Raw genomic sequence first — 26,155 nt, 5'->3', positions numbered from 1 at the left:
ATATTTTTGTGATTCTCTTTTTTTATATCTCCTCCTTAGAAATCACTTTCCAAACTGTAGGAGCCTGATAATTTCTCATTTTTTCCAATAGATTTTCTATGGTATCACTCATCAGCAGCATATCACTATTTATCTGCTTTAGAAATCCTTTGTCCACCATGTTTTGAACCAGTTTAATCAGATCATCATAAAATCCGTCAATATTCAAGATTCCGATCGGTTTTTTGTGAAGCCCGAGCTGTGCCCATGTGATCATCTCGAAAAGTTCTTCCAGTGTTCCATAACCGCCTGGCAGAACAATAACTCCGTCACAGAGTTCGTTCATTTTGGTCTTTCTTTCATGCATCGTTTCCACAATGATGAGCTCTGTCAGATTTTTATGAGCAATTTCTTTGGTTTGTAAAAACTGAGGCAGCACTCCGATTACCTTACCTTTTTCACTTAAGGCTCCATTAGCTATTGTCCCCATTAAGCCGGTTTCTGAACCGCCATACACCAATTGTATGTCTTTTTTTGCTAGGGTTTGCCCAAGCAGAAATGCCTGTTCTTCATAAATTTTATCTGTGCCGAAACTTGAGCCGCAGAATACGGTTATACTTTTCATTGTATAAGGTTTTTTATGGTTTGGATGCTTAGACAGGCTCAGCATGGCATCTCTAATTAATGCTCTTTTAGAGATAAATTTTTAGCTGTGTCATGCTGAGCCTGTCGAAGCATTTTGATTTCAATTAATTAAATATATTCAGATTAAAACTAAAAATATCCAAAATCACAAGACTTTGGATATTTAATATAGTAATTTTAATGTTCTATTTCTGAGGAATATTCGCTAAAATATCTTTCAGGAAGCTCCAGAATTTCTGTGCTGAAGGGATATTAGCTCTTTCATCAGGTGAATGTGCTCCTCTGATGGTTGGTCCAAAGCTTACCATTTCCATTTCAGGATAGTTGGCACCGATGATTCCACATTCAAGACCTGCATGACAAGCTACTACATGAGGTTTTTCACTGAACTTCTCAGTATAAAGCTTCTCCATCAGCTGTACAATTTCTGAACCTGGTTTTGGTTTCCATCCCGGGTATGAACCGCTGAATTCAACATTCATTCCAGCCAGTTCTGCTACAGATTTCAATTGTTCTGCTACTGAATATTTGGAAGAGTCTACAGAAGATCTTGTAAGGTTTAAGATTTTAAGTTCTCCGCCTTTTAATTCTACTCTTGCTACATTGTTGGACGCTTCTACAAGATCAGCCACATCAGGACTCATTCTGTATACGCCGTTATGAAGCGCTTTTAAAGTAAGGATCACTTTTTTGGAATCACCTTCTGAAATCACTTTATCTGAAGATGTAGAGTTCTCAATATTGATCTGAAGTCCCGGTTCTACAGTCGCGAATTCTTCTAAGATATCTTTTTTAAGAACTGTTGCTTTTTCTATAAATTCCTGAGCGTTTCTCACAGAAATAACAGCAGCACCTTCTCTTGGAATAGCATTTCTTAAACCTCCGCTGTCGATAGAAATTAATTCAATATTCTGGTTTTCTAGTCCGCTGTAAAGAAGTCTTCCTAAAATAATATTGGCATTTCCGAAACCTTTATGGATATCCATTCCAGAGTGTCCTCCCTGAAGACCTTTTACTTCAAGTCTTACAATTTGTCCTTTTGAAGTTTCTGTTGCATAGGTTTGCGTGATGGTTACATCTACACCTCCTGCACAGCCGATATCAATTTCATCATCCTCTTCAGTATCAAGGTTCAATAGAATTTGTCCTGTCAATTGTCCTGGTTTTAATCCTAAAGCACCTGTCATTCCTGTCTCCTCATCAATCGTAAAAAGAGCTTCCAATGCAGGGTGTGGAATATCTGAGCTTTCAAGGATAGACATGATAGTAGCTACTCCTAAACCATTATCCGCTCCTAAAGTCGTTCCTTTTGCCTTTACCCAGTCACCATCAATTTCCATTTTAATTCCTTCCGTTTCAAAATCGAAATTCACATCATTATTTTTCTGGCAAACCATATCAAGGTGCGATTGAAGCACGATAGATTTACGGTTTTCCATTCCTGCAGTGGCAGGTTTCTTAATAATAACGTTTCCTACTTCATCTACCGTAGTTTCCAGTCCTAAATTTTCACCAAATCCTTTGATAAAAGCTATTACTTTTTCTTCCTTTTTTGAAGGTCTTGGAACAGCATTTAGTTTGGAGAAATTTTTCCAGATAATCTGCGGTTCTATATTAGATAATTCCATTGAATTTTATTTTTCTCAAATTTACGAAATAAAAAATGCTTCCGTGAGACACAGAAGCATTTTTGTATGATTTTACTTGTATTAACATCCGCATTCTCCATAGATCGGAGTAGTGAATGTAGTGCCATCCGGTTTCTCAATCGTCAGAGTCCCTTCAAACAATAAAGCTTCTTCGCCTTTTATTTTTTTACCTTTTACAGAAATTTTATAATCATCATTTTCTATTTCCTTAGTAAGCAGTTCATCTACCTCCATATCGCTTGATGAAATAAGATTAAGAGCCAGTCTTTTGCCATCCAGCATCATATAAGCTGTTTTTCCGGCATCATCTGCATAGATGTATCTCTCATTTTCAAAATCAGCTTTGCTTACAGCAAAATAGCATGAACATTCTTTGATTTCTTTAGGAAAAGGAATGGTTCCGACCAGAATATTTCCTGAAGAAGAACCTGCTGAAACCGTATCCTTAGCAACATGCGAAGAATCTGCAGTAGTGGAACCTGAAACCGTTTCTTTTTCCTTTTTACAGGCTATCAGTAGAAATGCGGAAAATACAATGATTAAATATTTCATGTGTTTGTGGTTTTATTATTTGTTTATCCTCTTGCTCTTTCAAGAAGTGTCATCATTAATAAAGAAAGGATTACCAAGCTTTCTTCCTCATCATCAATATCGATCAGTCTGTCCAGCTGGAATCTTCTTCCGAAGAATGAAGGCATTTTTTTCAGTTTAAAATAAGCCTTTCCATCAATCCCTGTTACGGTATATGATGGATTAAGGAAATACCCTGTGAACATTCCGATGATAGGAAGTTCTCCCACAAAGCTGTCCCAGAACCTTACCCATGCGCTGTCTTCCTGAATTTTAAACTTAGGCTGATCGTTTGCATCCAGAACATCATAACTTGCTTTCCAGAGAGAACGCATTCCTTTTCTGGCTAATCTACCAAAGTTTTTATTGTCAATAAGATCATTCAAAGAATAAGAAGCATTGAAATCAATCCATTGATTAGCTCTGATTCTGAAAAGTTCCTTAGCCTTGCTCTCATCATTGAAAACGACAACATCTTCTTTCAACTTGAACATTTTCTGACGAACATATGCTACATAATTTCCATTTCTGTCAGTAATATTAAAGTCGCTTGCTAAAGTAGTGATTTTGAATTTGAAATCCAGAGGATAATTCAGATTGTTAAGTACCATGTTAGTTAATTTTTTTCATATTTAATTAGAGCCGCAAATATAGAGGTTTTTTTAGAGTTCTCGGATAGAGGAGAAATGTAAAATATCATAATGGGACATTAATCTCATGGTCAATTGTCAATTTTTGCTGCGTAAAGTCAATAGTCAATAATCACTTTATACAAATTCACAAACGAAGTGAATTGACCATTCATGATTCACTATTAATTATCAACTTTAATCCTTATTTTTGTACCTATGGATTACCCAAGTAAAGTGTTGGCAAAGGCAGTAGATGAAATTTCAGGACTGCCTGGGATTGGAAGAAAAACGGCTTTAAGGTTAGCATTACATTTGTTGAAGCAGCCCAATTCCAGAGCCGTAAGTCTTGGAAACTCGCTGATTAATCTTGTCAACGAAATAAAATACTGTAAAGAATGTCATAATTTTTCAGATTTTGACATCTGTGAAATATGCAGCAATGAAAAGAGAAATGGAGAATTGATCTGTATCGTGGAAGATGTAAGGGATGTTATTGCTATTGAAAATACCGGGAAATACACTGGGAAATATTTAATTCTTGGAGGTAAAATTTCTCCCATGGAAGGAGTGGGTCCAGGTCAATTAAATATTCCAAGCATTGAAAAGAAGCTGAATGAGGGGAAAGTAAAGGAATTTATTTTTGCCTTGAGTGCGACGATGGAAGGAGATACCACAGCTTATTATATTTACAAGAAATTTAAAAGCTTCAATGTGAATTTTTCAAGCATTGCAAGAGGAATTTCAGTAGGGGATGAATTGGAATATGCTGATGAAATTTCTTTAGGGAGATCTATTATCAACAGGCTGCCATACAACGAAAAGGATTAATATGAAGCTGTCCGTTATTATCGTTAATTATAATGTTACCCAATTACTTAGAAGCTGTCTCCTGTCCCTTCAGAAATTTATACAAGAGGTAGAATATGAGGTGATTGTAATTGATAATGCTTCTACAGACACTTCATGGGGTGATCTTATCCCTGAGTTTCCAAACGTACATTTTATATCTTCTGAAGTGAATGGTGGTTTTTCGAAAGCCAATAACCAGGCCATCCAATCTGCGAAAGGTGAATACCTGCTGCTTTTGAATCCTGATACGGAATTCGAAGGGTTTTATATGAAAGAACTGTTGGATTTTGCGGATGCTCAACCTTCTTTCGGTTGCCTGGGAGTGAGAATGCACGACGCAGAAGGACATTTTCTGCCTGAAAGTAAACGTTCGGTTCCGGATATGTTTAACTCTTTTGAAAAACTGTTTACCAATTTTAAAAAGAACAATTCGAAATCTTATTACAGAAACGATATAGAAGAAAATGCTGTCGCAGAAGTGGAAGTTCTCACAGGTGCATTTTTACTAGCCAAAAAAGATGTTTACGAAAAAATAGGAGGGTTAGATGAAGCGTACTTCATGTATGGAGAAGATATTGATCTCTGCTATACGTTTTTAAGAAACGGATATAAAAATTTTTATTATGGTAAAGTTTCAATACTTCACCACAAAGGAGAAAGTACCATAAAGAACGAAGTTTATCTCAACAGGTTTTATGGAGCCATGCAGATCTTCATTGATAAATACTATAAAGAATCGAAGCCTGTGCAATATTCATTTTTAAAGGCAGGATTGAAGCTTCGCCATCAGATTGAAAAGATCAAGCTAAAATAAAAAAGCAACTCAATTTGAGTTGCTTTTGTTTTATATAAGATGGTATTCTTCTTATTTAGCCGGTGCTACAGGAGTTTGTGCCGGAGCTGCAGTTTTAGAAGCAGGAGCTGACTGTTTTGCAGGAGCTTCTTTCTTCGCAGGCTGCTGTTGTGCAGGAAGTGCCTGAGACGGCTTACCTGTAATAACAACGCTTAAAAGGATAAGAACGATGATAGTTCCGCCTAGAGTCCATGTTGCTTTTTCCATGAAATCATTGGTTCTCTGTACTCCGAATTGTGCAGATGATGCACCTCCGAATGTACTTGAAAGGCCTCCTCCTTTAGGATTTTGTGCCATAACGATAATTACCAATAAAACACTGGCAACCATAACAAGAACCATCAATAGTGTAAATATAGTATCCATTAATTCTGATATCTTTTTGAATGGGCAAATTTAATGTTTTTTTACTGAATGACAAAAAAAGATGTCGCCAAATGTTGATAAAAATAAAAACGGCAACAATTGTTGCCGTTTTTTCTATAAAAATAGGATGTATTATTTAAAATCAGCATCAGTAGCCTTATTGATCTCATAAGACTTTACAGTCATCGTCATGTCCATTCCCATTTGACTTACAGAGATTGTGTAAGGCATTTTTACCCCTTCTACATCTTTGTAGTTAGAGAATGTTGTTGGAATTGTCATCTCCTGACCTTTAGCTTTTATTTTTTTTGTTTCTCCGGTTTTTAATCCTGTTGCAACACTGTAGTAATACGTTGTATCTCCACCTTTAATTGCGTAAGAATCTTCACCTCCGATTTTCTCAATTCCGCCTAATTTATAATCAGCAGATTTTGCAAAACCTAATTCTTTGAAGAGCTCTGTATTTTTTTGCTTTGCAGCAATTTCCTCAGGTGTGATATCAACTTTTTGACCCATTTGTTCAGAATAACCAGTTTTTCCGTCAAATAACTGCTTTTGAACTACCTGTCCCATTGCTGTTACAGTGGTAAGCTCCTTTCCTTCTTGTGCTTTAATGATTTTAAAGTCGATGTTTTGTCCTTGCATAGACATAGAAGCATTCGTAGTGTAAGAAGTAATTTTAGCCAGGTTAGCTTTTCCTCCGATAGCATTGATGTATTTGTCAACTACAGAAGCAACCGTTACATTAGCGTCCACTTTTTGCACAGTTGGTTTTGCAACAGGGTTAGCTTCTTTATCGAAATATTTTACAGGATAGCCTAATTTTTCCAGTCCTTCAGAAATATCAGACGCTTTACCTGCGATGAAAATTCTGCTTTGGTTGGGTAAAATGGTAGCTTTTACAGCACTTGAAACATCTGCAGCAGTTACTTTATCGATAGATTTTAAGTAATTGGTATAGAAATCAGCTGGTAAATCCTCTACTTTTTGATTTAATGCAAATATTGCTATTGTCGCCGGCTGTTCTAAAGACATAATAAAAGATCCTTTCAATTTAGCTTTAGCATTTTCCAATTCTTCCGGTTTTATTGTAGAAATTGCGTTAAGTTCATTCATGAATTCTTTAACGGCTTTGTCAGTAACTTCATTTCTTACTTTTGCACTTGCAGAGAACTCCGGTGAATATTTACTGGCAGCCATTTCTGAGTAAGCACCATAGGTAAATCCGTTTTTTTCACGAAGGTTCATGAAAAGTCTTGCCTCACCACCGCCCCCAAGAATGTAGTTGGCAATGGTTGCAGGGAAATAGTTGGTATCCTTCATTTTCAGCGTGTTCAGGTTGCTTAATGAAACAACAGACTGTACTGCAGAAGGAACATCCACTACGTTGATTTCTGTTTTAGCAACATTAGAAGCCGGCTCTAATGATGCGATAGGAGTATTTGCCTTTTTCCAGCCACTGAATGCTTTTTCGATCAAAGGTTTTACCTGATCAAATTTTACATCTCCTACAATTACTAAGTAAGCATTATCCGGAGCGTAGTATTTTTTGTAAGTATTCTGAACGTCAGCAAGCTGAATTTTATTGATAGATTCAATCGTTTCAAACTCACCTCTTGAAGTATTTTTTCCATATATCAAAGCATTGGAAACTCTTTGTGCGATAGCAGAAGCATTTTTTTCTTGAGATTTTAATCCTTCAATGGCTCTTTCTTTAGAGTTTTGAATTTCTTCAGCAGAGAATTTAGGGTTAATGATTGCATCAGCCATCAAACCTAAAACTTCAGGGAAATATTTTGAAAGTGAATTAGCAAAAGCACCTCCTGAAGAGAAACTAAGATTAGCTCCCAGATAATCTACTTTTTTGTTGAAATCGTCTTTGCTGATATTGGTAGTTCCATTTTCGAACTGTTCAGCCATTATTCCGCTTACTCCGGTGATTGCTCCTTCATTGTACGGAGGTCTGTCCATAGAAAGGCTTGCGTTTACTCTTGGCAGTTTATTGTTTTCAACCACCATTACTGTAAGACCATTGCTTAGCTGGAAGGTTTTTGGCTTAGCAATGTTAATCGCAGGAGTAGGTCCTGGTTTTGGCATTGCATTAAGATCTATTTTTTGTGCCGAAACCATTCCTGTAAAGAAAAATGCTGCAGCTATATATGTTAATTGCTTTTTCATTTGTAAAAATTTAATTTTTTATAACCATAGGTAACCCGAAAAGTTAAAATGATTACTTTTTCTCCGATACGTAATTAATGATTATTCTTTGGTTAGAATTAAGATACTTTTTAGCAGCATTTTGAAGATCCTGTCTTGTGATAGATCTGTAAATGTCGATTTCTTTGTTGATCAAATTCGTGTCCCCCATCAATACGTGGTTGGTTGCCAATGAACCAGCTATTCCCTCAATACTTGAATTGGCATTTACAAACTGGTTTTCGTATTGGTTCTGAAGTTTTTGATAATCTTCTTCAGAGATTAAAGTAGTTTGAAGTTTTTTGATTTCAGCATCAATGTCAGTCTGTAAAGTCTGTTTTGTGGTCTGTCCCATTGGAATCGCATAGAATGCGAAAATACTATAGTCTTCAAAACCCTGATTGAAAGCTCCCACTTGAAGGGCTTTTTTATCCTGGTCAACTAATTTTTTATATAAAACTGAAGATTTACCGTTGCTTAAATAAGAAGAAAGCATATCCAGGACATAAGCATCTTTTTCTTTATTAGAAGGTGTCCTGTATGAGAAAATATAAGCGGGAGTCTGAATGTTCGAATCAATAGCAGTCACTTCTTTTTCCTGAGTGATAGGAGTTTCTTTCGGGAAATCTTTTGGATAAAGGGTTCCTTTTGGAATTCCCCCATAATACGTTTCGATCCATTTTTTAGTCTGTTCAGGTTTGATATCTCCTGCCACTACCAAAGTTGCATTATTCGGAACATAATACTTTTTATAGAAGGCCTGGAATTCTTCTAATTTAGCAGAACTCAGATCTTCCATTAGTCCAATATTAGGATTATGATAAGGGTGTTTAATAAATAGATTTTCTTGAATTTTGTGTATAAAATTGCCATAAGGCTTATTATCATATCTCAATCTTTTCTCTTCTTTTACAACCTCTCTTTGTGTATCAATACCGATCTGATTGATAACAGGGTGACGCATTCTTTCAGCCTCCATCCAAAGTCCAAGTTGTTCATTGTTGGAAGGGAAGGTTTCATAATAATAAGTTCTGTCAAGGGTGGTATTAGCATTGTTCTCTCCTCCATTTGAAGAAACGATTTTGAACCAGTCTCCTCTTTTGATATTAGGAGTTCCTTCGAATAAAAGATGTTCAAAGAAATGGGCAAAACCACTTCTTCCTTTTTCATAATCTTTACCACCAACATGATACATTACGCCTGTCGTCACAATAGGAGCTGAGTTATCCTGATGAAGAATTACGTGAAGACCGTTGGGAAGGTCATACTCTTCGAATTTGATTTGCTGTGCATTCAGGATTAGCCCGAAAAAAGCTATAGCAACAGCAGAAATAAATCGTTTTTTCATAAAATTTTAAATTGTTTGATAATTAGTATGAAAAGTGAATTAAATGTTACAAAGTTTTTGGAAATATATTATTTAAAGAAAAAAATTAGAGATTAAAATATGAATGATGAATGGTGAATTCGTTTCACTTGTCAATTTGTTATGGAATTCGGGTTGCGAGATTTGAGATTATGAATAATCATTATAAAGAAATTTTTTAATTGATGGCTAATCATTCACAATTCACTAGCGAAGCGAATTGACCATTGACAAATATTGTTAACAACTCAAAACTGAATACTTCAAATTCCTAACTTCTATATGAAAGTTTGAATTCTCCTCCGAATACCTTAATTTTGTGTTCCCAAAATTTTTTTGCTGTATGGACTATTTGAAAGGACTCAATGAATCACAATATGAAGCCGTTACCTCTTTACAAGGGCCTTTGATGGTGCTTGCCGGAGCAGGTTCCGGGAAAACGCGTGTACTGACCATGCGTATTGCCCATTTAATACACAACGGAATAGACCCTTTCAATATCCTGGCTCTTACCTTTACCAATAAAGCGGCCCGAGAAATGAAAGACCGTATCGCAAAAGTAGTAGGGGACAGCAATGCAAGAAGTCTTTGGATGGGAACTTTTCACTCTGTTTTTGCAAGAATTCTGAGAATTGAATCCCATTATCTTGGATATCCTTCCAATTTTACGATTTATGATCAGCAGGATGCCCTGAATGTGATTAAAAAGGTTTTGAAGGATATGAATATTGATGCAGATCTTTATAAACCTAAAAAAGTTCAGGCAAGAATTTCAACTTACAAGAATAATTTGATTACCGTAAAAGCTTATTTCAACAATCCAGAATTGATGGAAGCGGATGAAAAAGCAAATATGAAATTCATCGGACAGATTTATCAGAAATATGTGGATCAGTGTTTCAGAAACGGATCTATGGATTTTGATGATCTTTTGTTGAAAACCAATGAACTGTTGACCCGTTTTCCGGAAGTATTGGCGAAATATCAGGACAGATTCCGATATATCATGGTAGATGAGTACCAGGATACGAATCACTCTCAGTATCTTATTGTAAAAGCTTTGGCTTCAAAATTTGAGAATATTTGTGTAGTAGGAGATGATGCTCAGTCTATCTATTCCTTCCGTGGAGCGAATATCTATAATATCTTAAACTTTAAAAAAGATTATACGGATGCTAAAACGGTATCATTGGAACAAAATTACCGTTCTACACAGAATATTGTAAATGCTGCTAATGTTGTTATTGCTAAAAACCTGCAGCAGTTTAAGAAAAATGTATTCAGTGATAATGAAGAAGGGGATAAGATCAAAATTTACCGATCTCTTTCTGATGCTGATGAAGCGAATTTCGTAGCAGGAAACATCTGGGAACTTCGTAACCGTGATCAGAGAAAATATAGCGATTTTGCTATTTTATACAGAACAAACTCTCAGACACGTGCTTTTGAAGATGCGCTGAGACGTAAAAATATTCCGTACAAAGTATATGGAGGACTTTCTTTCTACCAAAGAAAAGAAGTAAAAGACCTTATTGGTTATCTTCGTCTGCTGATTAATGAAAATGATTCTGAAGCGTTGATGAGGATTATCAATTATCCTGCAAGAGGAATTGGGGAAACAACACAAAATAAACTGATCGTTTTTGCAGACGCTCACAATATTGCAGTTTCAAAAGTATTGGAAAATCTTCCGATGTATGCTCCGCAGCTAGGGCTGAATAATGGAGTTTTGAACAAACTGAACGATTTCTGGTCTATGATTAAGGCTTTTCAGGTATTGCTGAAAACAGAAACGGCTTACAGTGTTGCTATGGAAGTAGCAAAACGAAGCGGTTTAATCAAATTTTTAAAAGATGATCAGACGCCTGAAGGGATTTCAAGAGTAGAAAACGTACAGGAATTGATGAACTCCATGCAGGGATTCATTGAAGAGCAGATGCAGCTTGAAGATGGTGATCCGAGTCTTTCCAACTTCCTTGAAAACATTGCACTTTCTGCAGATACTCAGGATAAAGAATTGGGAGATGATATGGTTTCATTGATGACGATTCACCTTTCAAAAGGATTGGAATTCCCGGTGGTACACTTAGTAGGATTGGAAGAAAACCTGTTCCCTAGTTTTATGAGCTCGGCAACAAGAGAAGATCTGGAAGAAGAAAGAAGATTATTCTACGTGGCATTGACAAGAGCTGAAAAGCAGGTCTTTTTCTCCTATGCTGTTTCCCGTTTCCAATGGGGGAAAATTACGGATGCGGAACCTTCAAGATTCTTAAGTGAAATTGATGATCAATATATCGAATTCCTTAATCCTGCTTTGGAAAAAAGATTTATCAATAATTCGGGAGTGAGGTCCAATATCTTTGATGAACATCCTTCCGAAATGAAATCTTTCAAAAAGGTGGAAAAGAAAACTATCGATAGAGGAGATACTTCGAAGCCAGCTCAGGAAGTCAGAAAACTGAAACCGGTAAGCACTGCTAAAATTATTAATCCAAGCGGAGCTTCTTCTCAGGATATTGAAGTGGGAGATAAAGTGAGACATGACCGTTTCGGAATAGGGGAAGTTTCTTTCCTGGATGGAACAGATCCTCAGAATATCAAAGCAAAAGTTATTTTCATCCATGAGGGTGAGAAAAACCTGATCCTGAAATATGCTAAGCTAACTAAAATTTAATTTCAAAATAAAATATAAAGAAAACGGATTCAATTTTTGGATCCGTTTTTTTATGAAAGTTTCCTTAATTTATCATAACTTTAAATAAGGGATAGAAAGAAACGATAACTATTTTTTACAAAAACAAAGTCTATTAGTTTTGTGGACTAATAAATAAATTTTACATTTGCACCTTGTAAAAAACATAAATGTTAATCAAATTCTAAACTATGAATAATAAGAAAACTATTCTTTCGGCCTCTGTTCTGTTTTTCCTCGGCGTATTTACTTACGGACAGGAAAAAGACAGCATAAAAACAAATAAAGACACCATAAAGACCAATAATGTAGAAGAAGTAGTAGTATTGGGTTCCAGAGCCGGAGCAAGATCTAAAGTTGACAGCCCGGTTCCCGTAGATGTATTCAATGTAAAAGAATCTTCAATTATACTTCCACAAACCAATATCGGGCAAATCCTGAATGCTGTAGCGCCTTCATTTACTTCCACTATTCAGACCAATTCTGATGGTACAGATCACTTGGATCCTGCCCAGCTGAGAGGTTTGGGACCAGATCAGGTTTTGGTTTTGGTGAATGGAAAAAGAAGACATACTTCAGCACTGGTGAACGTAAACGGAACACCCGGAAGAGGTACTGTTGGAACCGATTTGAATGCTATTCCGTCTTTCGCTTTGAACCGAATTGAAGTATTAAGAGACGGAGCTTCTGCACAATATGGGTCTGATGCCATTGCCGGAGTGATCAACCTTGATCTGAAAAGAGATACGGGAAAACTGGCAGGACAGATAAGTTATGGTGGAAACCTTACGCCAACAGCTAACGATCATACCGGAGATTTTGATGGGCAGAATATTCAGCTGGATTTGAACTATGGAAATAAAATCGGAACCAAAGGCGGTTTCTTTAATATTACCTGGTCTTCACAATTCAGAAATCCAACGTACAGAGCAGGAACAGAAAGTGGACCTATTTATAATGCTTATAATGCTATTGAACAGCGTGCATTAAATGACGGAGTGAATCTTTCTTCTCTTTTTACGAATATAAACAATACTCCTAATTCACAGCAGCTTGTGAATTACATCCATCAGTATGCACAGAATGTAAGCTATTTCTCTCCAGATTTGCAAAATTCTATTCAGGGAGCCAATACGATTTCCGCATTACAGAATGTTTTGAAATCTGCAAGTTTTACCAGAGATCAGCTTAATTATATTACAGATCAGGAGCTGGCTTACAGAGGACAGACGAGAAAAGATTTTAATATGCAGGTAGGGCAGTCTAAGCTTAATAATCACCAGTTTTTTGTAAATGCTGAGATTCCTGTAAGTGATAACTGGAAAGTATATACTTTTGGAGGATACAGCATAAGACACGGTACTTCCGGAGGATTTTACAGAAGACCAAGCGAAAGCAGAACTTTTACAGGATTGTATCCTAATGGTTACCTTCCACAGATCGGAACGGATATTCAGGATATCTCATTAGCAGCGGGAATCAAAGGAAACTGGGAAGGCTGGAATATTGATTTCAGTAATACCTACGGACAGAATTCATTTACCTATAATATCCAGAATACAGGAAATACCTCTTTGCGTTTTGATTCACCAAGAGAGTTTAATGCAGGTGGATTAAGATTTTCTCAAAATACCATCAATTTAGATTTCTCTAAAAAATATGATGTATGGGAAGGAATCAACGTAGCATTCGGAGCTGAGCACCGTTATGAGAATTTTAAAATCACTCAGGGTGAAGAAGCTTCTTATGCAACCTATGATGCTTCCGGAAATGTATGGAACGGAAACTCTGTGAGACCTACAGACTTCTTTGGAGCTGCGCTTCCCGGAGGATCACAGGTATTCAATGGATTTAAGCCTGGAAATGCTGTAGATAAAAACAGACAATCGGTAGCAGCCTATGCAGACGTGGAATTTAACTTTACCAACTGGTTATTGGTAGATGCTGCAGCCAGATATGAAAACTATTCAGATTTCGGGTCTACATTCAATTATAAATTGGCTTCAAGAATCAAGGTAGCCCCTAATTTCAATGTGAGATTTGCAGGTTCTACGGGATTCAGAGCACCATCTATTCATCAGATTTATTATAATGTAACGTCTACATTATTCACGAATAATCAACTTCTGGAAGTAGGAACTTTCAGTAATGATTCTCAACTGGCAGGATTACTGGATATGCCAAAACTGAAGCAGGAAACATCCAAATCAGCAAGTGTAGGATTTACTTACAAAATTCCTTCGGCTAGTCTTACCTTTACTGCGGACGGATATTTTACGAGAATTGATAACCGTATCATTCTTACCGACCAGTTCTTAAGAGCAAGTGTTCCTCAGAAAGCACAGGAAGCTTATGATCAGTTGGGAATCAATGCTGCACAGTTCTTTACGAATGCTATTGATACAGAAACAAAAGGTTTAGATGTAGTGATTTCACACAATGCCAGATTCTCTGGATTTAAATTAGATAACAACTTCGCTATTAACCTTAATAAAACAAAACAGGTGGGTGATATCCATTCTGCAGGACTTTTACAGTCGCCACAGCTTGAAAAAGTATACTTCTCTGAAAAATCAAGAGTCTATCTGGAAGAAGCTGTACCTAGAGTAAAAGCCAGTCTTTCTCACACGCTTTCATGGAAGGGTGCAAGTTTCTACCTAAGAAATACCTATTTTGGAAAAGTAACAGGAGCTGATATTATTGATGTAAACGGAGACGGAATTATTGATTTTAATGAACACCAGCCGATCGGAGATAAAATCATTACGGATTTATCTGCCGCTTACCAGTTTACAAAATATGTAGGATTGACTTTAGGCGTAAACAATTTGTTTGATATTTATCCAACAAAAAACCTTACAGCTTCTACCAATAATGACCAGTTTATCTATTCACGTTCCACTTCACAGTTTGGGCAGAATGGAAGATATGTTTTTGCTAGGCTTAATTTCAATTTTTAAATAAAACATAAGATAATGTTATAAAAAACAGTTCAGAAATCCTGAACTGTTTTTTCTTTATGTAATATGAATTTTATCTTTCTACCAATTCTTTCACAGGTTCACCATAATGGTCAATTTCAGTTGTATTGATCTGAAGCAGCTGATACCACTTTCTGAATGCTCCTATGAATACAATAAGCATAAGAATCATAGCTGTCGCCGCTAAAACTGCCAGTAAATACTGTCCTTTCGGAATATAAATAGCTGTTACCTGAATATAGCCCGCCCAGAATGTAATTCCAGCCATGAAAACACCCGGAATAGCCGAACATAAGGCATATTTTCCTCTTTTCATCCTAATAAGCATCGTTGTACAGACAATAAGTCCACAGGCTGCCAGCAGCTGATTGCTGATTCCGAATAGCGGCCAGATGCTGTTTACATTTCCGGTGTACACCAGGTATCCCCATGCAAAGGTGAAAAGAATACTGCTGATAATAATTCCCGGAATCCAGTTTTTATCATTAAATTTTGGAACCACAGACCCCAGCATTTCCTGTAAAAAGAAGCGTCCAACCCTTGTTCCGGCATCAATAGCCGTAAGAATAAATACCGCCTCAAACATAATCGCGAAATTATACCAATAAGCCGTCAACTGATCCATATACGGAATTTTGTTGAAAATATGTGCCATTCCCACAGCCAGCGATACAGCCCCTCCGGTTCTTCCATACAGATCAATACCTATTTTCTGTGAATAATAATCGATATCTACACCGTGTAAAGATGGATGTGCCGCAAGAAAAGAATCATAAGCCTCTTTGGGAGTGTTGATCGCAAAATAATCACCCGGCATCAATGTACAGGCAGCAATAAGTGCCATCAGTGCTACAAAACCTTCCACCAGCATGGCTCCATATCCTACGAAAAGAATTTCTCTTTCTTTGTTCAGCATTTTCGGAGTAGTTCCTGTAGCAATCACAGCATGAAATCCGGAAATCGCTCCACAGGCAATCACAATGAAGATAAAAGGAAGTACCGGACCGCCAATAATAGGACCACCGCCGTTAACAAAAGCAGTAATAGCCGGCATTTGTATAGTAGGATGGATGACAATTACTCCGATGGCCAGCATGATAATGGTTCCTATTTTTAAGTAAGTCGAAAGATAATCTCTCGGAACCAAAAGAAGCCATACCGGTAATACAGAAGCAATAAAACCATAGAGAGGAATCGCAATAGAAATGGTTTTAATATCCCAGGAAAATAAACTATTCATTGTAGGATTCTGCATCAGGGTGTGTCCTCCGATAATCCCTGCAATCAGAAGAATTCCTCCCAAAATACTTGCAAACAGAACGCTGTTCTTTTTATAACGCATAATCAGTCCCATAATGATCGCAATCGGCATAGTAATCACAACAGTAAAAAGAGACCATGAAGCTTCATGCATCGCGTTGATACAGGCTAGAGATAAACCGGCAAGGGTAAGAATCAGGATAAAAAGAATGGCAAAACCTGCTACAGTTCCTGTTGCCTTTCCGATTTCTTTAGAAGCAATCGTCGCAAGACTCTGCCCTTTATGTCTCACGGAAGCAAAGAGTACAATCATATCATGTACTCCGCCTCCCAGTACGCATCCTATCAATATCCATAAAGCACCGGGGAGATATCCGAACTGGGCAGCAAGAACAGGTCCTACCAAAGGCCCAGCCGCTGCAATAGCTGCAAAATGATGTCCGAAAAGTACATTTTTATTGGTAGCAACATAATCTTTACCGTCTGCAAATTCCACAGCAGGGGTCATATTCTGGTCGTTGAGCCTGAGGACTTTATTGGCAATAAAAATACCATAAAAACGATAAGCTATTGCAAAAATAAGAACAGATACAAAGATGAGAGTAAGCGCATTGATATTGTTTAAAGATTCCATATTGCTTATTTTTATTGATAAAAAATTAATTTATTGGTGTTTTTGTTATAAATAATTTAAACAATAGCCAAGGTAATTAATTCTCAATGAAAAAATATCAATATGTATATCAATCTAGCAAATTTGTTGTTAATATGTTATTTATTATATTGATTTATAATGTTTTGTATTTTTTTGAATAAGTAAATGTATATTATTTCTTTTGTGAAATAATGAACTCTACCATCTGATCTGTCATCTGATCCAGATAAGTTTTATCAGTGGTTCCAAAACCATGTACTCCGCCTTCTACAATAATCAGAGAGTTTTGAATTTTGGCTCTGTTTAATTTTCTGTGAAGCTTTTTAGACTGGTTCAAAGGAACTATTTTATCATTATTCCCCTGAACAATTAAAGTAGGGACTCCTCCCGAAACGAAATTAACGGGAGATATGGTTTTAAGATAATCAATAGCACTGTCCTGATCTTTTCTAATATTATACCCAGAAATTCCTTTAACAAGATTTTCCTGTAAACCGACAATTTTTTTAGACATTAACCCAACCAGAGCTACCGGAATCGTGCCTAGTTTTGTGTGGAAAAGTTTGTTGAGGTCTGCAGGGCCATAATGATCAATTACATAATTTACCTTAGCAGAATAAGAGGAAAGTTCCGGATTGCCCAGATAAGCATTGTCCGAAGTATATGCTGCCATCAGGGAAAGGTGGGCTCCGGCTGAAGCCCCGAACAATCCAATATTATTGGTGTCAAAATGATATCGTACTGCATTTTTTCTTACCCATCTTACCGCATCTTTGGTGTCTTCCAAAGGCAGTGGAAAATGAGTGCTGTCATTCAGAAGCGTATAATTAATACTGATTACGGCATATTGTTTTGCCATCAGTTTGGCAATGGTAGTTTCTACATAATTATCCGAGTGGATCACTTTATCACCTTCTATCCATCCGCCTCCATGAACATAGATTAATACAGGTAACAACTGGCCTGAAGGAGCATTTTTAGGAGTAAAAACATCCAGTTTTACAGCATTTCCTTTTCTGTTGGTTTTGTATACAATGTCCTCAGACAGATGGGCTATTTCCGGAAGTAATGTACTTTTTACAAGAGGAGCCTTAGTCTGTACCTGCGAAAAATTCTGTGAAAAAAATAAATTAGAAAAACTTATTATTAAAATAAAAAACAGGTTTGTGAAAAACCTGTAGATTGATATGTTGTGTGTTGATAAATTCATAATAAATTTTTTAAGAAAATGTTACTTTACTAACTCCTCAAAAAGCTTACCAAAAGTAGCGTTCAGGTCTTTGGATTTCCCCGGATGAGGTCTGGAAGTCTGTACAACAGAACTTCTCACAGCTGTCAGCCATCGGAAGCGTTCCGGAACATCCAGAAAGGCAATAGGGCCGCCGTCTTTAGCACCGTTCGCTATCTTCTGAAAGCTTTCCAGATTGTGAATAACATCATCATAATCCAGCTTGCTGTGCATTAGCTTAAATTTGTCCGGACACAAATAGAATTCCACTCTGATGAATTTTTCTTTTTTAGAAAACATCACCAGTCCGATATTGAAAAATTCTTCTCTTTCAACCTTAGGTACCAGGCGTATTACCGCGTATTCATATATTTTATCCTCTTGCATTTTTCGCTTCGTTTACAAAGATTTGAGAATTTTCTAATCTGGTTTTCATAAACTGAAAATAGATTTCACGGATTTCATCTGGGGTTTCATCAGCATCATTCCACTGTAACCAGTCTTCAGGAATTGTGTTAACAATTTCTCTGAAAAGAGTTTCATTCAGTATTTCATGGGCAAACTTGTCAGCCTCGTCAAGCATTTTTGCTTTAGGAAGCAGCACATGATCTTTCACATATTTGAAAGGTGTTTTGGCTGCCGCATCAAAATTCTGCCATGAATGGTGAAAATAGAACGAAGCACCATTATCTATGATCCAAAGTTCTTTATGCCACATCAGCATATTGGTATTTTTAAAAGTACGGTCAATATTGGTGATGAATGCATCCAGCCATACTATTTTTGAAGCTAAAAGCGGATCCACACGTACTCCCGGATCATAGGTAATGGAGCCGGAAAGATAATGTAACCCAAGATTCAGGCCTTCAGAATGCTTCAGAAGATCCTGTATTTCCTCATCGGCTTCCGTTCTCCCAAAATCGGCATCAAGATTGATAAAAACCAGTTCAGGAATTTTAAGCCCCAACGCTTCGGTAATCTTTCCGCCCAAAAGTTCGGAGATCAGCATTTTTACTCCATGGCCTGCACCACGGAATTTTAATACATATTTGAAATCATCATCAGCTTCTGCCAGAGCCGGTAGAGATCCTCCTTCTCTCAGAGGCAGAATGTAACGCATCACGGTTACAGTTCTTAAATTCTGCATGAAGCAAAAATAAGGTTATTTTTTTATAATCTTTTTAGTGGATTCCTTTTCACCTGCTTTATATTGTAGAAAATAAACTCCACTGCTCAAATGCTGAAGTGGTAGAATATATCCTGAATCTGTTTTATTCAAATGATATTGAACTATTCTTCCAGAAGCATCTTTAAGTGAAATTACTTCAACTCTCTTTTTAGAAATAATGTTAATATGATCTTGAGTAGGGTTAGGATAAATTTGAGTCAGATTATCAATAGCAGTTTCTGCTGTATTTAATGTGCTTATGACAACCAACTTTGTTTTGGTAGTAATTGTTCCACAGGCATTTGTTGTCAGTTTAACATTATAACTTCCTCCTGTATTATATGTGTGTATAGGGTTTTCTATAGTAGAAACTGAACCATCACCAAAATCCCATGAATAAGAGCCTGCATTTTGTGTAGTATTCATAAACTGAACTGTTCCGGTCCCGGTAACATGATAGGTGAATCTGCTGTGAACATCATTACTGGTTACAAACCACTTAGCAGGCTGATTATAAACCTCTGTTTTAACGATTTCCTTGATCAACTGAGCCTGCGCCGGACTAAGATTCCCATTAAAAGGGATCAATGTAGGATCTTTCTTAAATAAAATAGTGTAAAATGTATATGCAGCAGCCATAGATCCAATATAGCTTGGATGCGATTCGTCCTGATCATACAATTCAATAGCTGGGTTTTGCTCCCTGATTGTTCTCCACACTTTACCTACAGGCGAAACAATGCCTTCATTGGTAGCTGCCATTTCCATATATCGGCTATAGATTTGGTGATCCATGCTTTGGTAAGTACAGGTTGCCGGTATATTGGGACAGTTACCTGCATCTCCATTTTTACGTCCCCAGGTCATATAAAAGATAATATTTCCACAGGGATTTGATGTTTTGATCAAATTTGAAAGCTGAAGTGCATAAGGGTATATCTGATTTTGAACCTGGGAATCCGGAAATGACGGAAGCTGGCTCTGTTCCTGTAATACGACATAATCCCAGTTTCCCTGATTGATCGCTGTAGCAACGTCCGGATTATTAGCATGGTTTTGCAGTGTGGAACCTCCTAGTGTCTGACTTTGATATTCTAAAACATCTCCATTAGAGGTGGCAACCTTCTTGATCAAACCTGGTAAATCATTAACATAAGTATAGCTGTTTCCAATAAATAAAACACGTTTGTTTGTCTGGCTATATGTAAAATGAAAAATAATCAGGAATAAAAGAAATGTAATTTTTTTCATATATTTATAATTATATTAACTTTATATGTGTGGGTGTGTTGATTATAACGAATTTGTTTTATGAATATTGTTTTTAAAAAGAAAGTCGGTTTAGAGAATAAAGAAACAAAAAAATTTTTAGCTGATGTTTTTTATCCTGATACAGAAAAAAAACTTCCGCTGATTATATTTGTTCACGGATATAAAGGCTATAAAGACTGGGGTGCCTGGAATCTGATGGCAGAAAAGTTTGCGGAAGCAGGATTTTTCTTTGTGAAGTTTAATTTTTCACATAATGGAACAACGGTAGAAGATCCTTATAACTTCGCGGATCTCGAAGCTTTTGGCAATAATAATTATTCTAAAGAGCTTTCTGATCTTGGAGTGGTGATCGATCATTTTAGTAAAGATCCACATGTGGATAATGAAAGAATTGTTCTGATAGGACATAGCAGAGGAGGTGGGATTTCTATTATTAAAACTTCCGAAGATGAAAGAATCAACGGTTTAATTACATTGGCAAGTGTAGATACTTTAGACCGTTTCCCCAAAGGAGATGCTTTTGAGAAGTGGAAGAATAATGGAGTGTACTATGCACTGAATGGCCGTACCAAACAGGAAATGCCTCACTATTATCAGTTTTATGAAGATTATGAGAAGGATATTCACCGTTTTGATGTAGAAAGAGCTGCTGAAATGGCCAAAGCTTATATGCTGATTGTTCATGGAACGGAGGACGAAGCAGTAGAAGTGAAACAGGCGGAGCATCTTCATCTTCTTCATCCGAATTCTGAATTGTTTCTGATCGAAAATGCCAATCATACTTTCGGAGCGAAAGAGCCATGGACAGATTCTGATTTACCACAAGATTTATATAGCGTAACTGAAAAATGTATTGATTTTATAAAAGAAAAATTGAAATAAAACGTTCAAAACTGCGTTATTATAAATTAACCACCATAAAGTATAATTATGAAAAAAATTATTGCAGGCGCATTCGCGCTTTCATTATTTGTTGTTTCCTGTAAAAAAGAAGCCAAGACAGAATCTTCTGTAAGCAGTGATACATTGGCTACGGTAACACCTAAAGATTCCGTATCTGCTCCAAAAAGCGATTCTATTGCATCACTACCACCTTCTGCTTCGGGATCGCAGAATATTATCACCAAAAATGTGGGTAAATATCCTCATGATATTAAATTTTTTGAAGACAAAAGCATCACAGAAAGGTTGAAAAAACTGGCCGGATCTCAGTATGATGAGATGGTGAAGAATTTTAATGTAGAAAGTCCTATCACATCAGAAAACGGAATCTATAAATTGACAGGCTGTAAGCAACATGACTGCCCAGGATATGCTACCAGTATTTTCTATGATGCTAAGAATGATAATCTGAATGTTTCTATTGATAAAAATGGGAAAGCAACAGAATTTGCTGAAAAAGGAAAAATTACGGTTTCAGAATCATTGAAAGCGAAATAAGAAAGGATGCTAGAAGCTGGATGCTGGGAAGTTATTGACGGTATTCTATATCTATTGAAATCAAAATAGAACTGTTTTCCAAAAGGTTCTTCTTTTGGACAAAAGTTATTCAGAAAAGTTTATGAACTTCCTAGATCCAGCTTCTAACTTCCATCGTAAATAAAAAAACAGCCTGAAATTTCAGGCCGCTTTTTTATTGAATAGTGAGTAAAACCCACGCTTCCTCAACTTTGCTTTCCAGAAGCAGTTTCTGGGCATCAAGATGAATATTTTCATCAGCGTGGAAATCACCTACAGGTAATACTTCTGTATTGGCAAGCATTCCAAGATCATTTCCTGTAAATACTTTGCTGTATTTTATTGAATCAGGCAGCTGATCGAAACCAATTCCTTTGGTTACCAAAGGTTTCGGTACTTCAAAAAGACTGTTCTCATTGCTTCTGGAGTACCAGTTGCTGCCTAAACGGGCTACCATATCCAGTTTTTTCTGATCCAGATTCCCTGCTTCGTTCAGATATTCTTCTCTGATATGGATTTTTTGAACTTCACAAATCACAAGATTTCCTGCACCGCCCTGATCTCCTAATGATTTTACTTCCAGAACTTTACATTCAAAGTTGACAGGGCATTCTTCAATCAGTTTGGGCTGTACAAGATCTGCATCTTTCATCGTAAGACCGGATTTGATAAACTCATTGACTCCGGTTTCATATTCTGTAGAAGCTAAAGAAATCTGCTGTACAATCGGAAAATTTACAGTTCCGATTACCACTTCCGGTACTTCAAGAACATTTTCCAGCGTATGTTTTGTAGTATTGTCCCGAACTCTTCTTGAGGGTGAAAAGATCAAAATGGGAGGAACAGTACTGAACATATTAAAAAAACTGAATGGAGATAAATTATTATTGCCGTCTTTATCTACCGTAGATGCCAATGCAATAGGACGTGGTGAAACGGCTGTCTGCATAATGGTCTGCAGTTGTACGGAGGTTATCTCGGAGGGGATTACTGTTTTCATATTTTTACTTTTAATACTTAATGCAACTTAAGTATTCAAATGATATTAAAAAAGATGCTTCGAATCCGCTCAGCATGACACTTCTAATACTAACTGTTTTTACAGCATATTTCTAGCAATGTCATGCTGAGCAGGGTCGAAGCATTTAATGATTAATTTTTATATTAGAGAGTCGGGATAATTTTACCGGAAACTTCACCGAAACCTACTCTTACACCGTCTTTTTCAGCCCATGCTTTCATGGTAACCGTGTCATTATCTTCAATGAATTTTCTTTCTTCTCCGTTGCTTAATGATAAAGGATTTTGTCCTCTCCATGTCAATTCGAGCATAGATCCGAAAGATTTTGGATCACTTCCTGAAATGGTTCCGCTGGCGTATAGATCACCAACTTCTACGTTACATCCGTTTACGGTATGGTGTGCCAGCTGCTGAGTCATATTCCAGTACATGTGCTTGTAGTTGCTTTCGCAGATCAGATTTTGATCTCCGTTTTCAGGCTGGATATATACTTCAAGGTTGATATCGTAGTTTTTATCACCTTCGAATTTTAAATAATCTAACACTTCAGGATCCTGAGCTGGAGAAGCTGTTCTGAATGGCTCCAAAGCTTCAAGCGTAACTACCCATGGAGAAATAGAAGAACCGAAGTTTTTTGCAAGGAATGGCCCTAGCGGAACATATTCCCATGCTTGAATATCTCTTGCAGACCAGTCATTGAAAACTACCATTCCGAAGATGGCATCTTCAGCGTCTTTGGTAGAGATGCTTTCTCCCATTTCTGTATTCTTATTGATGATGAAACCCATTTCCAATTCGAAATCCAGCTGTTTAGATGGGCCAAAAAGCGGTTTGTCTGCATCTGCAGGTTTTGTCTGGCCTTTCGGACGGTTGATATCTGTTCCTGAAATTACGATAGAAGATGCTCTTCCATGATAACCTACCGGTAAATGTTTCCAGTTGGGTAATAAAGCGTTTGCCGGGTCACGGAACATTTTTCCTACGTTGGTAGCATGTTCAATGCTGCTATAGAAATCAGTATAGTTTGGAATGTGAACAGGCATCATCATTTTTACTTTATCCAAATCGTAGAAGGCTTCTTCAATGGTTTTCTGATCTTTTGACAAAATCGATCCTTCCTGTAAAAGGGTTTGAATTTTGGCACGAACCGCATTGGTAACAGGTTTACCAAGTTCAATAAATTCATTGATGGTATAGGCTTCAAAAACATTGTCGTCTAATCCTTCAATATCTTCAAAATAACCCAGATCGTACAATGTAGCAAGATCAATTACCTGATCTCCGATTCTTGTACAGCATCCGATATATTCTTTGTTAAAAACTGCGACTCCAAAAGGAATATTGTGTATAGAAAAATCCGAATTTGAGGAATAGTCTACAAATGATTTCATAAGTTTAGATTTTAGTTAGATTACATATCATCCAGAGCATTTCCCCGGAAAATTTATTTTGCCTTTTTTGTTGAGTAAGATCCTTCATCTATCCATCTGTCTCTTGTATTGACATCAATGAGGTACAGAATATTGTCCTGCTGGGTCAACAATAAAGTTTTAGTAACAGGCATTGGGATTTTTTTATTTTCAAGCAGGTCTGCTCTTAAAGAAATAATATTTTTTTTCCTGATGATATCACCTGTAAAAACATTAGAGCTGCTTTCTCCTGTGGCTTTATCATCAAAGACTTCTACATACGTGGCATTATTTCCTTTGATAATAATAAAGTCTCTTTCTGTATGATCGGCTTCATCTTTGATGAAAACGAACTTTTTGTTGTCAATATTTACATTTTCAAGATGCTGATTGATGCCTTTTCTTTGTTCAAGTCTGTTAAGGATTTCATTCAGAGAACCGTATTGAGCTTTAAGCCCCAATGTTCCCAAAAGAAAAATCCCGATCAAAAATTTTCTCATATACTGTGTTTTATAAAAAAGTTTTGCCAGAATACTGTATCCTGACAAAACTTATATTTTTTAATGTAAAATTAAAGATTACCTCTTCTTTCCTGCTCTCTCTCTAATGCTTCGAATAGGGCTTTGAAATTTCCGGCACCAAAACTCTGGGCACCGTGTCTTTCAATGATTTCGAAGAATAGAGTAGGACGGTCTTCTACAGGCTTCGTAAAGATCTGTAATAAGTATCCTTCTTCATCATGATCAATAAGTATACCTAAATCCTGAAGTTTTTTAAGATCTTCATCAATATGACCTACTCTTTCAGGAACCATATCGTAATAAGCCTCTGGTGGAGCAGAAAGGAATTCTACACCACGCTTCTTCAATTCAGTTACGGTGTGGATAATATCTTTCGTTGCTACAGCAATGTGCTGTACACCTTCACCTTCATAGAAATCAAGATATTCTTCTACCTGAGATTTCTTTTTACCTTCTGCAGGTTCATTGATAGGGAATTTTGCAAATCCGTTTCCGTTTGACATTACTTTAGACATCAATGCAGAATATTCTGTGTTGATCTGCTTGTCATCAAAAGAAAGAATGTTTACAAATCCCATTACTTTTTCATACCATTCTACGGTTGGGATCATTCTGTTCCAATCAACATTTCCTACACAGTGGTCTACATACAATAAACCTGCTTCTTCAGGCTTATAATCACTTTCCCACTTTTCATAACCAGGCATAAATGCTCCGTTATAATTTTTTCTTTCAACAAACATGTGAACGGTTTCTCCATACGTATAGATTCCGGACATTCTTACCTCACCCTGCTCATCAGTTAACGTTACCGGCTCTAAATAAGGTTTTCCACCTCTTTTGGTTGTTTCTTCGAAAGCTGCATAAGCGTCATCTACCCAAAGTGCCAAAATTTTTACTCCGTCACCATGTTTTTTTACGTGCTCGCTTACAGGTGAGTCAGATTTTAATCCGGTAGTTAATACCAATCTGATTTTTCCCTGTTGAAGCACATAAGATGCACGGTCTCTTACTCCTGTTTCAGGACCGGCATAAGCTACAGACTGAAAACCGAAAGCGGTTTTGTAATAATGGGCAGCCTGTTTTGCATTTCCTACATAAAACTCAATATAATCTGTACCATTAATCGGTAAGAAATTTTCTGCTTGAGCTATTTTCTCGGCAAATGTAAGTGTTGACATATTTTCTCTTTTACTTTTATTTTATTGGTATGCAAATTACAAAATTCTTAGATATCGCGAAAATATTACCACGGATTCATTGAATATATTTAACATAAAGTTAAAGAAGAGTTTACTTAAGTATATTTAAGTTTCTTAAGTTTAAAATTGGCTACCTACATTTGTTATACAAAAGACAAGTGAAAAAATATTTCGAAACATGAA

The 26,155-nt window shown here is 36.7% G+C and carries 22 protein-coding genes; 6 read left to right on the top strand and 16 right to left on the bottom strand.

Annotated features, from left to right (window positions below; translation table 11 throughout):
* Nucleotides 1–22: 22 nt before the first annotated feature.
* The 4 genes from CQ046_RS12685 to CQ046_RS12670 all read right to left on the bottom strand — a co-directional run bounded on the left by CQ046_RS12685 (nt 23) and on the right by CQ046_RS12670 (nt 3,454).
* Nucleotides 23–604 carry a TIGR00730 family Rossman fold protein gene (locus tag CQ046_RS12685; protein WP_105702653.1) on the bottom strand — a complete coding sequence of 194 codons (582 nt, stop codon included), beginning with the start codon at nt 602–604 and terminating at the stop codon, nt 23–25.
* Between the two features lie 205 nt (nt 605–809).
* Entirely contained in the window at nt 810–2,252 is a 1,443-nt protein-coding gene (locus CQ046_RS12680; RefSeq protein WP_105702595.1) for an aminoacyl-histidine dipeptidase, read from the bottom strand.
* Between the two features lie 81 nt (nt 2,253–2,333).
* Entirely contained in the window at nt 2,334–2,825 is a 492-nt protein-coding gene (locus tag CQ046_RS12675) for a hypothetical protein (protein WP_105702594.1), read from the bottom strand.
* Between the two features lie 23 nt (nt 2,826–2,848).
* Nucleotides 2,849–3,454, bottom strand: coding sequence for a hypothetical protein (locus CQ046_RS12670; protein WP_105702593.1), 606 nt, complete (start codon nt 3,452–3,454; stop codon nt 2,849–2,851).
* 237 nt (nt 3,455–3,691) lie between these two features.
* Here CQ046_RS12670 and recR point away from each other — a divergent pair, with 237 nt between their 5' ends.
* On the top strand, nt 3,692–4,303 hold the full coding sequence (recR, locus tag CQ046_RS12665; RefSeq protein ID WP_105702592.1) for a recombination mediator RecR: 612 nt from the start codon (nt 3,692–3,694) through the stop codon (nt 4,301–4,303).
* Nucleotides 4,299–5,138, top strand: a complete 840-nt coding sequence (locus CQ046_RS12660) for a glycosyltransferase family 2 protein (protein ID WP_105702591.1) — start codon at nt 4,299–4,301, stop codon at nt 5,136–5,138. Before recR ends, CQ046_RS12660 begins: the two co-directional genes overlap by 5 nt.
* A 51-nt stretch (nt 5,139–5,189) precedes the next feature.
* On the opposite strand, the gene secG is transcribed toward CQ046_RS12660, so the two are convergent.
* From secG to CQ046_RS12645, 3 genes are all read right to left on the bottom strand, one after another.
* Entirely contained in the window at nt 5,190–5,543 is a 354-nt protein-coding gene (gene secG / locus CQ046_RS12655) for a preprotein translocase subunit SecG (RefSeq protein ID WP_105702590.1), read from the bottom strand.
* Nucleotides 5,544–5,675: 132 nt separating this feature from the next.
* Nucleotides 5,676–7,721 (bottom strand): M16 family metallopeptidase, encoded by a 2,046-nt coding sequence (locus CQ046_RS12650; RefSeq protein WP_105702589.1) that lies wholly within the window; start codon nt 7,719–7,721, stop codon nt 5,676–5,678.
* Between the two features lie 52 nt (nt 7,722–7,773).
* The gene (locus tag CQ046_RS12645) at nt 7,774–9,087 is read right to left on the bottom strand and encodes a M16 family metallopeptidase (RefSeq protein ID WP_105702588.1); all 1,314 of its coding nucleotides are present in this window, start codon (nt 9,085–9,087) and stop codon (nt 7,774–7,776) included.
* Between the two features lie 361 nt (nt 9,088–9,448).
* Between CQ046_RS12645 and CQ046_RS12640 the strand changes: the two genes are divergently transcribed.
* Both CQ046_RS12640 and CQ046_RS12635 read left to right on the top strand, forming a co-directional pair.
* Nucleotides 9,449–11,779, top strand: coding sequence for an ATP-dependent helicase (locus CQ046_RS12640; RefSeq protein WP_105702587.1), 2,331 nt, complete (start codon nt 9,449–9,451; stop codon nt 11,777–11,779).
* 209 nt (nt 11,780–11,988) lie between these two features.
* A complete protein-coding gene (locus CQ046_RS12635) occupies nt 11,989–14,757 on the top strand; it encodes a TonB-dependent receptor plug domain-containing protein (protein ID WP_105702586.1) in 2,769 nt (922 codons plus the stop codon).
* A gap of 73 nt (nt 14,758–14,830) precedes the next feature.
* Here the strand turns inward: CQ046_RS12635 and CQ046_RS12630 are convergent, their stop codons facing one another.
* From CQ046_RS12630 to CQ046_RS12610, 5 genes are all read right to left on the bottom strand, one after another.
* On the bottom strand, nt 14,831–16,672 hold the full coding sequence (locus CQ046_RS12630; protein ID WP_185126186.1) for a carbon starvation protein A: 1,842 nt from the start codon (nt 16,670–16,672) through the stop codon (nt 14,831–14,833).
* A gap of 193 nt (nt 16,673–16,865) precedes the next feature.
* On the bottom strand, nt 16,866–17,903 hold the full coding sequence (locus CQ046_RS12625) for an alpha/beta hydrolase (RefSeq protein ID WP_105702585.1): 1,038 nt from the start codon (nt 17,901–17,903) through the stop codon (nt 16,866–16,868).
* A 21-nt stretch (nt 17,904–17,924) separates the two neighbouring features.
* Complete coding sequence (locus CQ046_RS12620) at nt 17,925–18,308, bottom strand: DUF3037 domain-containing protein (RefSeq protein ID WP_105702584.1); 384 nt, start codon at nt 18,306–18,308, stop codon at nt 17,925–17,927.
* Nucleotides 18,295–19,068, bottom strand: a complete 774-nt coding sequence (locus tag CQ046_RS12615) for a HipA family kinase (RefSeq protein WP_105702583.1) — start codon at nt 19,066–19,068, stop codon at nt 18,295–18,297. Before CQ046_RS12615 ends, CQ046_RS12620 begins: the two co-directional genes overlap by 14 nt.
* 15 nt (nt 19,069–19,083) lie before the next feature.
* Nucleotides 19,084–20,340, bottom strand: a complete 1,257-nt coding sequence (locus CQ046_RS12610) for a T9SS type A sorting domain-containing protein (protein WP_105702582.1) — start codon at nt 20,338–20,340, stop codon at nt 19,084–19,086.
* A gap of 60 nt (nt 20,341–20,400) precedes the next feature.
* Here CQ046_RS12610 and CQ046_RS12605 point away from each other — a divergent pair, with 60 nt between their 5' ends.
* Both CQ046_RS12605 and CQ046_RS12600 read left to right on the top strand, forming a co-directional pair.
* A complete protein-coding gene (locus CQ046_RS12605) occupies nt 20,401–21,243 on the top strand; it encodes an alpha/beta hydrolase family protein (protein WP_105702581.1) in 843 nt (280 codons plus the stop codon).
* A 48-nt stretch (nt 21,244–21,291) separates the two neighbouring features.
* Complete coding sequence (locus CQ046_RS12600) at nt 21,292–21,801, top strand: hypothetical protein (RefSeq protein ID WP_105702580.1); 510 nt, start codon at nt 21,292–21,294, stop codon at nt 21,799–21,801.
* Between the two features lie 193 nt (nt 21,802–21,994).
* Here CQ046_RS12600 and CQ046_RS12595 read toward each other — a convergent pair whose 3' ends face one another.
* The 4 genes from CQ046_RS12595 to hppD all read right to left on the bottom strand — a co-directional run bounded on the left by CQ046_RS12595 (nt 21,995) and on the right by hppD (nt 25,951).
* A complete protein-coding gene (locus CQ046_RS12595; protein WP_105702579.1) occupies nt 21,995–22,819 on the bottom strand; it encodes a flavin reductase family protein in 825 nt (274 codons plus the stop codon).
* Between the two features lie 164 nt (nt 22,820–22,983).
* Nucleotides 22,984–24,231, bottom strand: a complete 1,248-nt coding sequence (gene fahA / locus CQ046_RS12590; RefSeq protein ID WP_105702578.1) for a fumarylacetoacetase — start codon at nt 24,229–24,231, stop codon at nt 22,984–22,986.
* A 53-nt stretch (nt 24,232–24,284) separates the two neighbouring features.
* Complete coding sequence (locus CQ046_RS12585; protein ID WP_105702651.1) at nt 24,285–24,749, bottom strand: hypothetical protein; 465 nt, start codon at nt 24,747–24,749, stop codon at nt 24,285–24,287.
* Between the two features lie 71 nt (nt 24,750–24,820).
* Nucleotides 24,821–25,951, bottom strand: coding sequence for a 4-hydroxyphenylpyruvate dioxygenase (hppD, locus tag CQ046_RS12580; protein WP_105702577.1), 1,131 nt, complete (start codon nt 25,949–25,951; stop codon nt 24,821–24,823).
* Between the last annotated feature and the right edge of the window lie 204 nt (nt 25,952–26,155).

Origin of the sequence: Chryseobacterium sp. MYb7 (assembly GCF_002979455.1) — a bacterium.
GTDB lineage: Bacteria > Bacteroidota > Bacteroidia > Flavobacteriales > Weeksellaceae > Chryseobacterium.
This window is presented reverse-complemented; position numbering and strand designations above follow the sequence as displayed.

Bases quoted from the DNA above. Each gene is read 5' to 3' on its own strand.
- CQ046_RS12685 (WP_105702653.1), bottom strand. From the start codon at position 604: ATGAAAAGTATAACCGTATTCTGCGGCTCAAGTTTCGGCACAGATAAA.
- CQ046_RS12680 (WP_105702595.1), bottom strand. From the start codon at position 2,252: ATGGAATTATCTAATATAGAACCGCAGATTATCTGGAAAAATTTCTCC.
- CQ046_RS12675 (WP_105702594.1), bottom strand. From the start codon at position 2,825: ATGAAATATTTAATCATTGTATTTTCCGCATTTCTACTGATAGCCTGT.
- CQ046_RS12670 (WP_105702593.1), bottom strand. From the start codon at position 3,454: ATGGTACTTAACAATCTGAATTATCCTCTGGATTTCAAATTCAAAATC.
- recR (WP_105702592.1), top strand. From the start codon at position 3,692: ATGGATTACCCAAGTAAAGTGTTGGCAAAGGCAGTAGATGAAATTTCA.
- secG (WP_105702590.1), bottom strand. From the start codon at position 5,543: ATGGATACTATATTTACACTATTGATGGTTCTTGTTATGGTTGCCAGT.
- CQ046_RS12650 (WP_105702589.1), bottom strand. From the start codon at position 7,721: ATGAAAAAGCAATTAACATATATAGCTGCAGCATTTTTCTTTACAGGA.
- CQ046_RS12645 (WP_105702588.1), bottom strand. From the start codon at position 9,087: ATGAAAAAACGATTTATTTCTGCTGTTGCTATAGCTTTTTTCGGGCTA.
- CQ046_RS12640 (WP_105702587.1), top strand. From the start codon at position 9,449: ATGGACTATTTGAAAGGACTCAATGAATCACAATATGAAGCCGTTACC.
- CQ046_RS12635 (WP_105702586.1), top strand. From the start codon at position 11,989: ATGAATAATAAGAAAACTATTCTTTCGGCCTCTGTTCTGTTTTTCCTC.
- CQ046_RS12630 (WP_185126186.1), bottom strand. From the start codon at position 16,672: ATGGAATCTTTAAACAATATCAATGCGCTTACTCTCATCTTTGTATCT.
- CQ046_RS12625 (WP_105702585.1), bottom strand. From the start codon at position 17,903: ATGAATTTATCAACACACAACATATCAATCTACAGGTTTTTCACAAAC.
- CQ046_RS12620 (WP_105702584.1), bottom strand. From the start codon at position 18,308: ATGCAAGAGGATAAAATATATGAATACGCGGTAATACGCCTGGTACCT.
- CQ046_RS12615 (WP_105702583.1), bottom strand. From the start codon at position 19,068: ATGCAGAATTTAAGAACTGTAACCGTGATGCGTTACATTCTGCCTCTG.
- CQ046_RS12610 (WP_105702582.1), bottom strand. From the start codon at position 20,340: ATGAAAAAAATTACATTTCTTTTATTCCTGATTATTTTTCATTTTACA.
- CQ046_RS12605 (WP_105702581.1), top strand. From the start codon at position 20,401: ATGAATATTGTTTTTAAAAAGAAAGTCGGTTTAGAGAATAAAGAAACA.
- CQ046_RS12600 (WP_105702580.1), top strand. From the start codon at position 21,292: ATGAAAAAAATTATTGCAGGCGCATTCGCGCTTTCATTATTTGTTGTT.
- CQ046_RS12595 (WP_105702579.1), bottom strand. From the start codon at position 22,819: ATGAAAACAGTAATCCCCTCCGAGATAACCTCCGTACAACTGCAGACC.
- fahA (WP_105702578.1), bottom strand. From the start codon at position 24,231: ATGAAATCATTTGTAGACTATTCCTCAAATTCGGATTTTTCTATACAC.
- CQ046_RS12585 (WP_105702651.1), bottom strand. From the start codon at position 24,749: ATGAGAAAATTTTTGATCGGGATTTTTCTTTTGGGAACATTGGGGCTT.
- hppD (WP_105702577.1), bottom strand. From the start codon at position 25,951: ATGTCAACACTTACATTTGCCGAGAAAATAGCTCAAGCAGAAAATTTC.